Source organism: Paenisporosarcina sp. HGH0030, assembly GCF_000411295.1.
Taxonomy (GTDB): domain Bacteria; phylum Bacillota; class Bacilli; order Bacillales_A; family Planococcaceae; genus Paenisporosarcina.
In genome coordinates this window covers 51,330-66,158 of record NZ_KE150423.1, presented here as the reverse complement: position 1 = coordinate 66,158, position 14,829 = coordinate 51,330, and the positions used below count along the sequence as shown (strand labels likewise).

17 protein-coding genes are annotated in these 14,829 nt (G+C 39.8%); all 17 read right to left on the bottom strand.

Annotated features, from left to right (window positions below):
* Positions 1-14 precede the first annotated feature (14 nt).
* Entirely contained in the window at positions 15-461 is a 447-nt protein-coding gene (locus HMPREF1210_RS15045) for a YaaR family protein (RefSeq protein ID WP_231391166.1), read from the bottom strand.
* Between the two features lie 6 nt (positions 462-467).
* Positions 468-962 carry a hypothetical protein gene (locus HMPREF1210_RS15040; RefSeq protein WP_016429549.1) on the bottom strand — a complete coding sequence of 165 codons (495 nt, stop codon included), beginning with the start codon at positions 960-962 and terminating at the stop codon, positions 468-470.
* Between the two features lie 24 nt (positions 963-986).
* Positions 987-1,763, bottom strand: coding sequence for a FliA/WhiG family RNA polymerase sigma factor (locus HMPREF1210_RS15035; protein ID WP_016429548.1), 777 nt, complete (start codon positions 1,761-1,763; stop codon positions 987-989).
* A 412-nt stretch (positions 1,764-2,175) separates the two neighbouring features.
* A complete protein-coding gene (locus tag HMPREF1210_RS15030; protein ID WP_016429547.1) occupies positions 2,176-3,033 on the bottom strand; it encodes a MinD/ParA family protein in 858 nt (285 codons plus the stop codon).
* On the bottom strand, positions 3,026-4,180 hold the full coding sequence (flhF, locus tag HMPREF1210_RS15025; RefSeq protein WP_016429546.1) for a flagellar biosynthesis protein FlhF: 1,155 nt from the start codon (positions 4,178-4,180) through the stop codon (positions 3,026-3,028). Before flhF ends, HMPREF1210_RS15030 begins: the two co-directional genes overlap by 8 nt.
* Entirely contained in the window at positions 4,177-6,237 is a 2,061-nt protein-coding gene (gene flhA, locus HMPREF1210_RS15020; protein WP_016429545.1) for a flagellar biosynthesis protein FlhA, read from the bottom strand. Before flhA ends, flhF begins: the two co-directional genes overlap by 4 nt.
* A gap of 22 nt (positions 6,238-6,259) precedes the next feature.
* Positions 6,260-7,348, bottom strand: coding sequence for a flagellar biosynthesis protein FlhB (gene flhB, locus HMPREF1210_RS15015; protein WP_016429544.1), 1,089 nt, complete (start codon positions 7,346-7,348; stop codon positions 6,260-6,262).
* A complete protein-coding gene (gene fliR / locus HMPREF1210_RS15010) occupies positions 7,349-8,128 on the bottom strand; it encodes a flagellar biosynthetic protein FliR (RefSeq protein WP_016429543.1) in 780 nt (259 codons plus the stop codon).
* 10 nt (positions 8,129-8,138) lie between these two features.
* A complete protein-coding gene (fliQ, locus tag HMPREF1210_RS15005) occupies positions 8,139-8,408 on the bottom strand; it encodes a flagellar biosynthesis protein FliQ (RefSeq protein ID WP_016429542.1) in 270 nt (89 codons plus the stop codon).
* 15 nt (positions 8,409-8,423) lie between these two features.
* Positions 8,424-9,116, bottom strand: coding sequence for a flagellar type III secretion system pore protein FliP (gene fliP / locus HMPREF1210_RS15000; RefSeq protein WP_016429541.1), 693 nt, complete (start codon positions 9,114-9,116; stop codon positions 8,424-8,426).
* The gene (locus HMPREF1210_RS14995; RefSeq protein ID WP_016429540.1) at positions 9,113-9,796 is read right to left on the bottom strand and encodes a flagellar biosynthetic protein FliO; all 684 of its coding nucleotides are present in this window, start codon (positions 9,794-9,796) and stop codon (positions 9,113-9,115) included. Before HMPREF1210_RS14995 ends, fliP begins: the two co-directional genes overlap by 4 nt.
* 26 nt (positions 9,797-9,822) lie before the next feature.
* Positions 9,823-10,893, bottom strand: coding sequence for a flagellar motor switch phosphatase FliY (gene fliY, locus HMPREF1210_RS14990; protein WP_016429539.1), 1,071 nt, complete (start codon positions 10,891-10,893; stop codon positions 9,823-9,825).
* Positions 10,883-11,869 carry a flagellar motor switch protein FliM gene (fliM, locus tag HMPREF1210_RS14985; protein ID WP_016429538.1) on the bottom strand — a complete coding sequence of 329 codons (987 nt, stop codon included), beginning with the start codon at positions 11,867-11,869 and terminating at the stop codon, positions 10,883-10,885. The genes fliY and fliM overlap by 11 nt, the downstream gene beginning before the upstream one ends.
* Positions 11,870-11,885: 16 nt before the next feature.
* Positions 11,886-12,101, bottom strand: coding sequence for a flagellar FlbD family protein (locus tag HMPREF1210_RS14980; protein WP_036660291.1), 216 nt, complete (start codon positions 12,099-12,101; stop codon positions 11,886-11,888).
* Positions 12,102-12,153: 52 nt separating this feature from the next.
* Positions 12,154-12,978: a flagellar hook-basal body complex protein gene (locus HMPREF1210_RS14975; RefSeq protein ID WP_036660289.1), complete on the bottom strand. Its 825-nt coding sequence runs from the start codon at positions 12,976-12,978 to the stop codon at positions 12,154-12,156.
* A gap of 42 nt (positions 12,979-13,020) precedes the next feature.
* Entirely contained in the window at positions 13,021-13,485 is a 465-nt protein-coding gene (locus HMPREF1210_RS14970; protein WP_016429536.1) for a flagellar hook capping FlgD N-terminal domain-containing protein, read from the bottom strand.
* A gap of 18 nt (positions 13,486-13,503) precedes the next feature.
* Positions 13,504-14,829 (bottom strand): flagellar hook-length control protein FliK, encoded by a 1,326-nt coding sequence (locus HMPREF1210_RS14965; RefSeq protein ID WP_016429535.1) that lies wholly within the window; start codon positions 14,827-14,829, stop codon positions 13,504-13,506.

The following is a 14,829-nucleotide window of genomic DNA, read 5'->3' as shown; positions in this document are numbered from 1 at the left end:
AATATTAACTTCTATCACATATATAAATTAACGAGCAACCCTTTGATTTCGCCGACCAAACGAAGCGTATTAAGACCTTCATTTTCATCATTTAATACTTCATCCTGGACTTCAATGAGTTTCTGATCAATCACTTCCACTAATTGATGCGTTTTCATTCCACCACTTTGATTGAAGCTTTGTTTTTCGGACAATTGCAACCCTAAACTTAAGGATTCCCCGATGAACTGCTTTACTAAGTTTTTATAATCCAAGAGGTTTTCAAGGGTTCTTTGCTTAGCCAGCCTCTGCCCTTGTGAATCCACACGAGACATTAATTGATTTAAAGAATCCAGGTGCAATTTAGTCTGTGATTTTCTCATCATGTTGGCAAAAGAATCGGATGTCTTACTTTCCACTGCATTTTTTGAAATCCTGTCGTTTGAAAAGTTCGTTTGCATTCCAATACGCAAATGAAACACCTCATTCTACTTTTGATAACTTTGCTTTTTCTTGAACATATTCAGGACAAGCTCCACTTCTCCCAGATCAATCTGCAATACTTTGGCAATTTGCTTTTCAGAAAAACCTTGTTTATACAATTTCAACATTTTATCATTTTCCTGATCATTGACTGCAGACGCCTCGGGATACACCTGCTTTACATCGTCATGCTCCTCCAGTGGAAACGTCTTAGCGAAGCTATCCGTCGTTACGGTGTTGAGTTTTTCTTCCAACATTCGGATTCTCTCATCGAGTTTACTATCTTTTACTCGAATATAGTCGATCAGTTTCTCATAAAGTTCATCATTTTCTTTTTCCACACTCGTCACGAATTCTTCCATGCTTCCGTGAATGGCGTCTATATCTTCTCTCATTTGAGCCCTTTTTTGTTTCAATTCGGCTAATACAAGAAATGACCTGATATTCACCAATATAACTAAAATAATCATCGCGATCAGAAACCAGTCCAAGGGTATCACCTTATCCTTCTATCCTTTTTAACATCAATAGTTTTCGTGTATTGCAAGTGTCGCTGACCTTAAACGAAGTATTGCTTTAGAGTGCATTTGGGAAACTCGAGATACACTTACACTGAGCACTTCCGCAATTTCCGTTAATTTCAGTTCCTCGAAATAGCAAAGTGAGATGACGAGCTTTTCTTTTTCTGGCAAGCGTCCAATCGCATTTGATAATGATTCTTTAATCATCTGTGCTGTTAAATGGCGTTCTGGCGATTCCGCTTGATCGTTTTCAATCATTGAATATTTTCCGACCTGATTATCCTCATCGTAGACAGTCTCATCAATTGATATCATGGTAGACAGTGCCGCTTCTGAAACCGTTTTGTTCAGTTCCGCTTTTGTAATCCCTAAATAATCACTGACTTCCTCATCTGTAACAGAATCATTTTTCTGCTGTTCGAGAATTGCATAGGCATTTTCGATTTTCTTCACTTTATCCCTTACGGAACGTGGTAACCAATCGCTATGCCTCAGTCCATCAATGACCGCTCCTTTGATTCGCCATGACGCATATGTTTCAAACTTCATATCTCTATCCATATTGAATTTATCAAATGCATCAAGCAGTCCCTCATATGCGAAACTACGAATGTCATCCTTATCGACTGTTTTAGGCAAACTGATCATAAATCGCTGAACGATGTAATCAACCAACGGTAGATAGCGCTCGACTAAATATTCACCAGCTTGTGGATCACGCTGTTTTTGCCAATTCCCCCAAAAGGCCAGTTCTTCTTTAGACAATTTATTGTTCAACATGAGTTTCACCACCACTTATAAGAATGCCTTATGCTTCTATTTAGAATCTGTTAAATTATATTGTTGATTTCCGTTCCAACGCACTTTCATGTTTCGAAGCTAGCGTAGAGATGCAGAAACAGACGGACGCTTTCCGCGGGCGGTCCGTGAGCCTCCTCACTACGCTGCGGGGTCACACTAGGACACGCTTATCCCGCTGGAGTCGCCGTCTTCCACTACAATCATCAAAGAGAACAGTAATAGTATATCGCTTACTATTTAGTGATATATGGAGCAAAATAGCGTAGAAGCCCCTATGCTCCTGCGGTTACTCGTCGCAAAGACATCGACCGAATACAGGTCGGCTAATGTCTTTCCTGAGGGAAAGCGTAGCTGTTTTGCGGAATATCAACAATAACATTTAACATTGCTTTTATTTAAAAAGCATTTTCAATAAAAACCCTTTAATCCCAAGCTTATAAGAAACAGGAAGTTGAAGAAATTCGTTTGTCACATTTTGCATAGCCTGTGAAGCATGACAGTTTGGAAAAGCCAATAAAAACGGGATTTGTTTTTTGACGGCATTTGGAATATTTATGTCACTTGGGATAAACCCCAATGTACCGATTTGTTTATTTAAAAATTGCTCGGTTACTTTTTTGAAGTTATCGGCTGTTTGTTTTCCTTCTTTATCACTCGTACATTGATTGATGATAAGTTTAATATGTACATTTGTATCCTTCGCGTGAACCATCTTCACAATGGAATACGCATCGGTTATCGAAGTGGGCTCTGGGGTAGTGACTAGAATGACGTCATCAGCCGCTAAAATAAACCGTAAATTTTCATAAGATAATCCCGCACCAGTATCCAGAATAATATAATCCACAGATCCTTGTATCGAGCTTAACTCACTGAAAAATTTGTTCATTTTCGTTTCATCCAGGCTGAACATCTCATTAAATCCCGATCCTCCTGAGATAAATAACAAGCCATTCGGTCCTTCTTCGATAATATCCCAAATAGATAAATCCTTTTCGATCATGGTAGCGATGGATTCTTTGTTGGATCTGCCGAGTAATACATCGACATTCGCAAATCCCAGGTCTACGTCAAAAATTAGGACTTTCTTGTTTTGTTGAACAAGACTCAAAGCAAAATTCAGTGCGAAGTTTGATTTTCCGACACCACCTTTTCCGCTGGTGACGGCAATAATTCGGGTTTGTCTCCGCTCTTTTTGGGGTGTCTTTTGCAACACTTTTTCCCTTAATTTTTTAGCTTGATCAATCATTTTCATCTTCCTCTAATACGAAGTTTGCTATTAATTCAGGGGTTACGTTAAGAATATCGTCTGGAACATTTTGGCCATTGGCAATATATCGTATTGGGATTGAGTAATGATAAATCAAGTTCAAGATGGCACCAGATGAACTGGTTTCATCTTTTTTTGTCAAAATCAGCTGGTCCATCACAATTGTTTGGAAATTATCAATGATTTTCTTCATATCCTCGTACTTGGAGGTAAGGCTCAACACTAAATTAATTTGTATTTCCTTCTTGTCTGGAAGCATCTGCTTTAGATCATCAATATACTGTTTTTGTTGATAGTTTCTGCCGGCCGTATCCATTAGAATGATATCGCAGCCGCTTAAATCATCTATAGCCGCACTCAGGTCGACTGAAGATTCCACTACTCTGATTGGGATATTCAAAATGCCTGCATACGTTTTTAATTGCTCCACTGCTGCAATCCGGTAGGTGTCTGACGTAATCAGTCCCACTTTTTTATCTTCACTCAGCAAATAATCAGCCGCTATTTTAGCAATGGTTGTGGTCTTTCCTACTCCGGTTGGACCAATAAAACAAATGATATCTGCTTTTCTTCTGCTCGGTCTTTTTTTATGGGCATTGATCAACTTGATGATTTCTCTTTTAGCCAATGCTTTAATTTTATCTTCAGAGGTATTAGGATGCTGTTCTAAAACCAGCATCAGCTTAGCCATTATCTCCGATTGAACTTCTGCGGTAATTCCTTGTGCATTTAATTTTTTATTTAGTGCTTTTAACGTCTCTGGCAAACGGTCTTCATCAATCACTTGGAACATGAACTGCTTCAGGCTTTTCAGTTCACTCATCAGCTCATCCAGATTTCCCTCATTCTTATCAATCGGACTTACTGATTTATTTAACTCAGGATCCTCGTCCATTTCCTTTTCAGAAGCTTGAATCTCAGGCTTGATTGATACGACTCGCTTTGATTCACTTGGTGCTGGTTCAACTGCAGCAATTACTTCAAGTTTGGCTTTCTTGAAAAAACCTAAGTAACCGCCTGTTTTAATTTGCTTTGTATTTAAAATAAGAGCGTCCGGACCCAAGTCTCTTTTGATCTTGGGTATGGCCTCGGTCATATTATTGACAACATACGTTTTCAGCCTCATGAGAAACTACCCACCCCTCCTGAGATATTAACAACCCCAACACTTTGGATCTCTACTTCCGGTTCCAATTCATTATAAGAAAGGACAGGAAGATCTGGTGCAAATTGTTCGACGAATTGGCGCATATACATGCGGGTTGCAGGCGATGTCAGCAATATAGGCTGCACACCGGATTGTTGAAGCTGAGTGACTTGTTCCGAAATCTTTTGAAAAATGGTTTGTGAAGCTTCTGGGTCAATCGATAAGTAGCTCCCTTGTTCAGTACGATGCACAGACTCTGCAAATTTTTTCTCGAGACTTGCACCTGCCGTAATAACCTGTAATGCCTCATTAGGATTCGTATATTGCAAAGTGATTTGTCTGGATAAAGCTTGTCTCACATACTCCGTCAATACATCTGTATCTTTCGTTTGAGGTGAGTAGTCTGCCAACGTTTCCAAAATAACGAGTAAATTTCGGATCGACACTTTTTCCTTCAGCAGCTTCATGAGAACCTTTTGCACTTCCCCTATTGCCATTAAGTTTGGAATCAATTCCTCAATGACGGCAGGAGAGTTTTCTCTTATGTTCTCAACCAAGGTTTTTACTTCCTGTCTGCCAATAAGTTCGTGGGCATGTTTCTTGATAACTTCCGTTAGATGGGTCGAAACAACAGAAGGTGGATCGACAATTGCATATCCTGCCATCTCCGCTTCTTCTTTCATTTCTTCATTGACCCATAATGCTGGCATCCCGAATGCCGGTTCTACCGTCGCAATACCTTCAATGCTTTCGTCATCAACTCCAGGACTCATTGCCAAGTAGTGATCAAGCATAATCTCACCTGAAGCCACTCGGTTACCTTTTATCTTAATGACATATTGATTTGGAAACAGTTGAATATTGTCGCGGATTCGTATGACAGGCACCACAATGCCAAGTTCAATCGCGCATTGTCTGCGAATCATAATGACGCGGTCCAATAAATCCCCACCTTGATTCTTATCAGCAATAGGAATCAAGCCGTATCCGAACTCGAATTCGATGGCATCCACATGGAGGAGGTCAACAACACTTTCAGGACTTTTCAATCCTTCCAGCTCCTGTCCTTCATTTGAAGCTTCTTTCTCTTCCTCTTCTTCGGCATTCAGTGTGCGTTGCATTCTATAGCCTCCGAACGCCACAAGCCCAGCAACTGGAAACACCAATAAAGGACTGATAGGCGTGAAAATAGCAAATAAAGAAAGAGTTCCTGCCACCACATAAAGCAGCTTTGGATAAGCGAATAATTGTTTCGTAATATCTGAACCTAAGTTCCCTTCTGAAGCGGCTCTTGTTACGACGATGCCGGCTGCAGTAGAAATCAACAATGCCGGAATTTGGCTTACCAGACCGTCACCGATGGATAATAAGGTAAATAGTTGAGCAGCTTCACCGATTGGAAGTTTGTGTACGACAACTCCAATGATTAAGCCACCGATAATATTAATGAGAACGATAATAATACCAGCTATCGCATCCCCTTTAACGAACTTACTCGCACCATCCATGGCACCGTAGAAATCAGCTTCCTGGCTTACCTTTTCCCTGCGTTTTTTAGCTTCCTGGTCAGAAATCATTCCTGCTCCAAGGTCTGCATCGATACTCATTTGTTTACCTGGCATAGAATCAAGAGTAAAACGAGCTGCTACTTCCGCCACACGTTCTGACCCCTTAGTAATGACCAAGAACTGAATAATAACTAAAATTAAAAACACCAATATACCAATAACGGGACTTCCACCGACGACGAATGAACCGAACGTTTCAACAACTTCTCCCCCTGTTTGATTGGTTAAAATAGATCGAGTTGTAGAAACATTTAATCCGAGACGGAACAATGTTGTCAGTAAGAGTAACGTAGGAAAGATTGAAAATTGTAGTGCTTCTTTCGTATTCATTGCTACTAAAATAATCGTCAAGGAAATACTGATGTTTATCATAATCAAGAAATCCAGTAAAATCGGCGGAAGAGGAATAACCATCATCACGACAATCATAATGACTGAAACTAAGACGAGATAATCTTTGATTTTCATGCTGTTTCCTCCTCCCACAAATTCATTTAATCTTTCCTTTTAAGCGATAGATATATGCTAAAACCTCTGCAACCGCCAAGAACAATTCTTCCGGAACATAGTCACCTATTTCCACTTGGTTGTATAGAGCACGGGCAAGGGGTTTATTTTCCATAATCACAATTTCAAGTTCTTTAGCTTTTTCTTTAATTTTCAGGGCAAGATGGTCTTTCCCCATTGCAATGACCATTGGCGCTTCCATGGTTTCTGCATCATACTTAATTGCAATCGCATAGTGAGTGGGGTTTGTAATCAGAACATCTGCATTCGGCAAGTCCTGAATCATTCGATTCATGCTCATTTGTCTTTGTCGTTCTTTAATTTTGGATTTAATCAGAGGATCGCCCTCTGCCTTCTTGAATTCATCCTTGATGTCTTGCTTAGACATTCGGATGCCCTTTTCAAATTCATACTTTTGATACATGTAATCCATTATGGCTAAAACTAATAAGATAATTGATGCAACCATCCCCATCTTGAAAACCAGGGAACCGATAAATGACAAGGAATCGCCGATACTTTTTTGTGAGAGTAAAAACAACTCTTCTTTTGCCGACCATAAAACATTAAAAGCGGCAAAGCCAATAATGGCGATTTTAAGTAATGACTTTAATAGTTCCACCAATGCACGCATGGAAAAGATTTTCTTGGCACCTTCTATCGGATTCAAACGTTCAAGCTTCATCTTGAGAGGCTCTGTCGTAAATAGAGACCCAACTTGAATGTAATTCCCCAAAAAGCCGAATACCATCGCAATAATCATAATTGGAGCCGTGATCATTATTGCATTGAACGTCATTTGTTCGAACAAGGTGCGAATATTTTCCGGGCTCCACTCCCATCCAATATACTGAGTGAAATTGATTTGAAAGATTGCTAGAAGCCGATCCAGTATCCAGCCACCCAAAAAATTGAGCAACATTATTCCACCAAGCATAATTAAGGCAGCAGGTACTTCAGCACTTTTGGCCACTTGACCTTTTCTTTTTGACTCCTGCCTCTTTTGAGGTGTTGCTTTTTCTGTCTTTTCCGAAGCAAAAAACTGTAAGTCGAGAGGATATCTTTTTTGCACTTATGGTCCCCCCATCAACTTAATCAGCTGAGACATGCTTACCATTATTTTTTCGAACAGGATTTGTAATAAGTAAAAGAAAATGGGCATCGAAAGTAATAACATGATAAACCCTACAAAAATCTTCAATGGCAGCCCGACTGCAAAAATGTTTAATTGTGGGACGGTCTTGGCTAAAATGCCAAGAGCTACATCAATCAGAAACAGTGCGCCAACAATCGGTAATGCGATCTGCAAGGCGATGACGAACATTTCTACAAATAATGTCGTGAAAAAATGAGTGATGTCACCAAAATCAGCCGAGAAGGAAACAGATTCAACCGGAAATGACTTGAAGCTTTGCATGACTCCATCCAGCATTAAATGATGTCCATTAACGGTCAATAAAAAAAGCAGTGCCAAGATATATTTGAAATGACCAATAATCGGCACCTGACTGCCTGTTTGCGGATCCATCACACTAGCAATGGCAAAGCCCATCTGAAAATCGATGAATGCCCCCGCTATTTGAACTGTGTATAACAATAATGCTGCTGTAAAGCCAAGTGCGATGCCTACTGCAAGTTCTTTTATGATCAGCAGGATGTAATAGGAATCCATTAGAAGTGCTTCTTCAGCGTCCATGCCGGATAAAGCAATTAATGAAATGAAAAACCCCAATCCAATCTTGAATTGGTTCGGAACACCCTTCATTGAAAATAAAGGCGCAACGAGGAAAAAACTAGTTAATCGAACAAAGATCAGCAGTAGATATGGGTACATCTCAAAAATAGTATTCATATCAATCCCACTATCCGATTAGTTGCGGAAGTTGTTGGAACAAATCTCTTGTAAAATCCAATAAGATCGTCAGCATCCATGGTCCAAACAACACGATGGACAAAAACACTGCCAATATTTTCGGAATGAACGCAAGTGTCTGTTCCTGAATTTGTGTCATCGCTTGGAACACACTGACAATCAGTCCGACAGCAAGTGCAATTAATAGCATGGGAGCAGATATTATAATGATCATATATATCGATTGTTCCGCTAACTTGATCACCGTATCTGGAGTCATCGTTTTCTTCCTTCCCTAAAAGCTGACAAGCAGCGATTCTATAATTAAATACCAGCCATCAACCAGAACAAACAACAGTATCTTGAAAGGCAACGAAATCATAACCGGAGGCAACATCATCATCCCCATGGCCATTAACGTACTGGCAACAACCATATCGATGATCAAGAACGGGATAAATATGACAAAGCCAATTTGAAATGCAGTCTTCAACTCACTGATGGCAAACGCCGGAATAAGCGAGGTTAACGGGATATCTTCAATGCTGTCTGGCTTTTCCAAACCAGCGTATTTAAAAAACAAAGCGAGATCTTTTTGTCGCGTATGTTCTGCCATAAATTCCTTAATTGGCATCACCGCAGTATCCAACGCTTTCTCTTGTGCGAGATCCCCCGCCAGATATGGCTGTAAGGCAGTTTCGTTAACTTCATTAATTACTGGCGTCATAATGAAAAAGGTCATAAACAGGGCTAGTCCCACTAGCACTTGGTTCGGTGGCATAGACTGTGTCCCTAAACCGGTACGAACAAATGACAACACGATGATGATTCGAGTAAAACAAGTGAGCATGATCAAGATTCCTGGAGCCAGCGAAAGGATGGTCATCAGGAACAAAATCTGCAATGTAATGGAAACATCTCCCGGCGCATCCGTACCAAAATTGATTCCAGGAATGCTAAGTGAAAGAAGGAAGTTTGTCATCATCATTCTGATTTACCTTCCTTTTCATCATCTGCTTTGTTCAAATCTTGCTTGAGTTGGTCTTGTTTACTCTTTTGTTTATTCAGGCTTTGCTTGAATAATTGTTCAAAACCATTTGTAGGTTTAGATTCCAACCGCTTGCTTATCTTTTCTTTCGAAAAATCGACGATCGAGTTCGATAAATTCATGATCGGGTTTGCTAACATATTTGGTTGCTGCTCTAAATCATTCTCAATACTGCTAATCTCATCCGTATTTGAAAATTCCTTAATCAATGTGACTTGATCTGCCACTCCCAGTAAATAAACCTTGTCACCTACTTTTACAAGTTGAAGTGATTTATTGTTACCTAAAGGAGTTCCGCCCATTAATTTAACTGCTTGATTTGGTTGGAATTTCTTTTGTCTTACTGCCAAAAACTTAATCAATCCATAAATCATGACGAGAATCAACAACGTATAGAATATAAGTTTAATAATGATGGTCACGAGATTAGTGTCTTGAGTAGGCTTTAACTCCTCATCAACAACTGGCTCGAGTTGCTCATCGGACTGCTTTTCTTTGTCTTCTGCCCAGTCTTTTACGGTCGGATCTTTAGCAGCATTTGCCAAATTCGGGGTCAACATCACATATAAAGTGAAAAGTAAAATCATCGCAAGTACTTTTACATATCTTTTTTGAATCAAACCTGGCAAACTCCTTACTTACGGCATTATCGTAGTTTTGAAATACGCTCTGCTGTGCTTAAAATATCTGTTACACGGACGCCGAAATTTTCATCAATCACAACAACTTCACCTACAGCGATTAACTTGTTATTGATTAAAATATCGACAGGTTCACCTGCCAATTTATCAAGTTCAATAATCGAGCCCTGGGAAACACTCAAAATTTCTTTCACCATTCGTTTCGTTCTTCCCAGTTCAACCGTTACTTGAAGTGGAATGTCGAGTAACATGTCCAAATTGTTCGGTTCTGAATGTGCGGAGCCGGATTCATCGAAATTTGAAAACTGAACAGATTGGATTTTAGGTGATGAACCTGATTCGTCCGTTTTAGTAGTTACATCTGTTTGAGTAGTGGATTGAAATTGCATTTCTTTTGTCTCCTCTGGATGACTTCCTTCTTCCAATAAATCTGTTAATATTTCTACCACTTGTTTCCCCAAGCGGACAGGAATATATAGTTGAAGGCTGATATTTTCCTGAGTACCTATTTTCAGTTGGAAATCTGCTTCTACAAACCATTTTTCATCAGTAAATTTTGCAACAGGGAAGTCTTTCAGTGTTTCAATCAAGTCCATCGATGACAAGGAATGGGAAACCTCTTGGTCTAGTACTGTAGTCATTGATTGTGAGACAGAAGTAAACATTTTTTGTACCACTTCTTCTACCACTTGAAATTGTTTTCTGATATGATTCTCTTCGCTGTCCGTATAGATCAGGTTTGTCATAGTCTGAACATCATCTACATGTAGGGAAAGAATTTGTAAGCCGTTGATGCCACCCTCATATTCTCCCAGAACCACTATGAAGGGCTCTTTGGTATTGGTTAATAACTGATCATTTTGTCTGATGGATAGTTTTGGAGTAGAGAAACTTACTTGCTGGGAAAATAGAGTGGTGAGCACTGCAGACGAACTTCCCAGTGATACATTCAATAACTCTGTCAATGCTTCCATTTCACGCTTCGATAGGGAACTCTCGGAAATCGTTTCATCGTCCGTTCCACTTTGCTCCAGTAAACCTTTGATTTCATCTGGAGATAACTTATCAGTTTTCATCGAATTCATCTCCTTCTCTATGAACTTCGGTTACTTGCACAGCCATTCGTCCTTTCGAAACCCCAGGTTGTGCAAAAAATTTCTGTTTATCATCTACCAATATTGTTACAGGAGCATCGTAAGACTCATTTAAGCGAATGACATCACCGCGTTTAAGATTCAAAAAATCGCCAACGTCTATCGTTGATCGACCTAATATGGCTTTAACATTTAGTTTCGTGGCTTGCAATTTCTTCTCCAAGGCTGCAACTTCCTGATTGACCACGTTTTTTTTCTGATTAGCCAACCAATGGCGAGCGGATAACTTCGGTAAAATTTGCTCCAACACTACATGCGGCAAACAAATATTGATGATTCCTTCAACATCACCAATTTTTGCATGCAATGCTACTATAATAACTGTTTCATTAGGCGGGAACATGGTTAAGAACTGAGGATTCACTTCTATTTCTTTGAACTCCGGAGACAGTTTTACTACAGACGACCAGGCTTCTTGAAAACTGATCAGTGCTTTAACAAAAATCCGTTGAATCACACTGATTTCAATTTCCGTTAAATCGCTGCTTTTTAGGGAGATGTTCCCTTGTCCACCAAGCATTCTATCCACTGTGACATACACCACATCCGGAGAGAATTCCATAACCATGCTTCCTTGAAGCGGTGGCGCTTTAAAAACACCCAAAATGGATTTCTTCTGAACATTATTGATAAATTCCTCATAAGGATATTGCTCAACAGATGTTACAGAAATCTGCACGAATGTACGAAGCTGTGTAGAAAGATAGGATGTCAGCAATCGGGCAAAGTTTTCATGTATTCTATTTAGTGTTCGAATTTGATCTTGTGAAAAACGCATTGCCTTTTTAAAGTCGTATGTTTTAACATTTCTTTCCTTGCTAGGTTTAACCGGCTTAGGTTCTTCCTTTTTCAAGGACGATAGAATGGTCTCAATATTTTCATCTGATAAGAAATCCACTAGGACCGTCCTCCCTTCATTCCATCCAGTTTGGCTTCTGCAAACTCGGCAAAAGGTTTAATTTTTGGTAGTAAGCTGTCACTTTATTCGTTACTTCTTCAACTGACTCCAAAACATGTACTTTCTTTCCTGACCCCAACGTGACCACAGTATCTGGAGTGGATTCAATTCTTTCGATATAAAGAGCATTTAATGTAAATGGTGTTCGATTAAGTTTCGTTAATTGGATCATGTTAAAAGCGGCTGGAGAGACGCTTCATCCCTCTCAGCCTGCCCTCCCTATTTTATCGTTTCAAGTTTACGACTTCTTGTAAGATTTCATCAGAAGTAGTAATCGTACGTGAGTTTGCCTGGAAACCACGTTGAGCGATAATCATTTCTGTGAATTCCTCTGTCAAATCAACATTGGACATTTCGAGCATGCCTGAACCTACTTCGACATTATTTGTCGTTGCAGTTCCAATCATTTGAGTCAGTGTTTGTGAATCAGCTTTAGAAGTTAATTCATACAAAGATCCGCCAGATTTATTTAGTCCAGCTGGATTGTCAGGTTGTGCAATTGCGATAGAAGCAATTATTGTTTCTGTTCCATTCGCATCTTTACCAACCACTTCACCTAAGAGATTGATGCTAAAGGACTCATAAGTATTCGAATCAATCTTAATTGGTTCGTAGATTGCAGGGTTTGTGGCAGGTTCTCGTCTACCAATTACATTGTAGCCCTGTGAAGTAACAAGATTCCCTTGTGCATTAACAACAAAATTACCAGCTCTAGTCAAATAGCGATCTGCAGTACTATTAGCCGGTACCGTTGGATCTTGAACTACGAAGAATCCATCGCCATTTATAGCCACATCTGATCCAACACCAGTTGTCATAAATGAACCTGGATTATGAATCACATTGATTGCAGAAGTCATTGATCCTAAACCAACTTGCATCGAATTAACACCACTGCCTGATAAGTTTTGACTTAATAAATCCTGGAAGTTGATTGTGCTTTTTTTGTATCCAATCGTGTTTACATTCGAAATATTGTTCCCGATCACATCTAATTTTGTTTGGAAACCTTTCATACCTGATACTCCAGAATACATTGAACGTAACATTTGTTTTTCCCCTTTCAAATATTGCCTTATCCCTTTTGTGGATTAGACAATTTCCTGTTCATTTATTGTTTTTGACTCTTTTTCAATACGATGGATTGAGTCGATTGGAACCTTGACGTTATCCTCAAGCTCGACTATTAACTCCCCATTTACGATTTCCAGTCCCTTGACAATCCCCTCACCTGACTGCAACTCCCCGTTTACTTCCCGCTCCCAATACACCTTGTTACCAATTAAATCAGCATTTTCGGATAGTGACTGTCTCCATTGAAGACCAATAAACAGATTCATTGCCTGATTCAAGTTTGTTAACTGTTCCAAACTGCTGAACTGAGCCATCTGTCCGATGAATTCCGTATCTTTCATCGGCTCCAAAGGATTCTGGTTCTTCATTTGTGTCACAAGGATTTGCATGAAAGCATCTTTACCAAGTCCATTTTGTGGCTCTGTGTGCATTTTTGCGCCTGCCGTCGGCATTTTGACCGTGCTAGAACTATTCACATTCATTGCAATGCCCCTTCCTCGTTATATTGTATAATCTACTTTCATTAATCCCTCTGACGAATGGTAACGTTCTATAGCGGCTTCTTCTTCAATTCGTTGATAGCCGTTTTTATTGTGTGATGCGTTTCCTTGCTTTTGCTGTTGTTGCTGTTGTTGTTGTTGTTGTTGTGAAAAACGCTGATCTGGGTGTGCGTTTTGTTGTCCAAATGATGGCTGCGAACTCTGTTGCGAAATTTCAATACGATCAAGCGTTACACCCTGCTGAAGCAATGAATTTCTTAACTGATTCACTTGAAGTTCCAACGCTTCTTTAGCCAGTAAGTTACTGGTGAAAATTTGGGCTGCAATCTTTCCTTCTGAAGCTGTCAAACGAATATCCAGATGTCCGAGATGTTCTGGAAAGATGTTCACTTTTATTTGCGTTCCTTCTTGCGTGCCATTCAAACGGAAAGAACCTTTCAGCACCCCACCTAACTCTTCAATCAGGTTTGACATACGAACAGTTGGTGCTGGTGGTGCACTTGCTTCCGGGCGCGTTGGAGCTTGGCTAGCTTTTGCGACTTCCGATGCATTGCCAGTCAAAACTTGTCCATTCACTTCAGTTGGAACAGGTTCCACTCGTGCAGCGTTACCATCCAATTGTTGAAGCTGTGAAATGGATTGTGTTGATAGTGTTCGTGAAGTGTCTACAATCAGTCCATTATTCCTTGGAGGTTCATTTAACTGTGTTTGGTCAGTTGGTTGTTGTGTAAAACTGTCCATTTGTTTGAATATTTTTGCCACTTCGTTTTGCTGTTGTTTTCCTGTAATAGCCTGCTGTTCGTTATCAAGTTGCTGGATAATAGCTACCAATTGTTTAAATGCCTGCTCTAATTTTTTCGGATCAGCTAAAATATTTTCTTCTACCCCCACAAGTTCTGCAGTGGCTTCGAATGATTTAGTAACAGTTGATTGTTTTTGAATTTCCTGATCGATCTGGTTCAGCAGATTTATCAGTTTTTCCTGAACTGAATCACTCATCACTTGGCCAGGCTCGACACTATTTAGCTGGTTTTCTATTTGAACCGTTTGAAGAGAAAGCATCTGTACGATTACATACATCATTTCTTGCTCTTCGGGTGACAAATTTTCTTTCGGTATTTCCTGCAAGGTTTGCAACATATCCTGAAGTTTTTCCAGCAGTGCTCCCTGTTGATTTACATTTTCTTCGCTTGCACTTTGTCCTTCTGAAGTTACAGAACCTAATAGTGCAGCGAAATTTACCGTGGCAGACCCACTACTTTGTTTTGATGCAATGGGCTTTGAAGTTGAAATGTTGGAAGGAATAGATAAACTCATAGTTTCCAT

Bases quoted from the DNA above. Each gene is read 5' to 3' on its own strand.
- fliQ (WP_016429542.1), bottom strand. From the start codon at position 8,408: ATGACTCCAGATACGGTGATCAAGTTAGCGGAACAATCGATATATATG.
- HMPREF1210_RS14965 (WP_016429535.1), bottom strand. From the start codon at position 14,829: ATGGAAACTATGAGTTTATCTATTCCTTCCAACATTTCAACTTCAAAG.
- HMPREF1210_RS15030 (WP_016429547.1), bottom strand. From the start codon at position 3,033: ATGATTGATCAAGCTAAAAAATTAAGGGAAAAAGTGTTGCAAAAGACA.
- flhF (WP_016429546.1), bottom strand. From the start codon at position 4,180: ATGAGGCTGAAAACGTATGTTGTCAATAATATGACCGAGGCCATACCC.
- flhA (WP_016429545.1), bottom strand. From the start codon at position 6,237: ATGAAAATCAAAGATTATCTCGTCTTAGTTTCAGTCATTATGATTGTC.
- HMPREF1210_RS14980 (WP_036660291.1), bottom strand. From the start codon at position 12,101: ATGATCCAATTAACGAAACTTAATCGAACACCATTTACATTAAATGCT.
- HMPREF1210_RS14975 (WP_036660289.1), bottom strand. From the start codon at position 12,978: ATGTTACGTTCAATGTATTCTGGAGTATCAGGTATGAAAGGTTTCCAA.
- fliR (WP_016429543.1), bottom strand. From the start codon at position 8,128: ATGAATACTATTTTTGAGATGTACCCATATCTACTGCTGATCTTTGTT.
- HMPREF1210_RS15035 (WP_016429548.1), bottom strand. From the start codon at position 1,763: ATGTTGAACAATAAATTGTCTAAAGAAGAACTGGCCTTTTGGGGGAAT.
- fliY (WP_016429539.1), bottom strand. From the start codon at position 10,893: ATGAAAACTGATAAGTTATCTCCAGATGAAATCAAAGGTTTACTGGAG.
- HMPREF1210_RS14970 (WP_016429536.1), bottom strand. From the start codon at position 13,485: ATGAATGTGAATAGTTCTAGCACGGTCAAAATGCCGACGGCAGGCGCA.
- fliP (WP_016429541.1), bottom strand. From the start codon at position 9,116: ATGATGATGACAAACTTCCTTCTTTCACTTAGCATTCCTGGAATCAAT.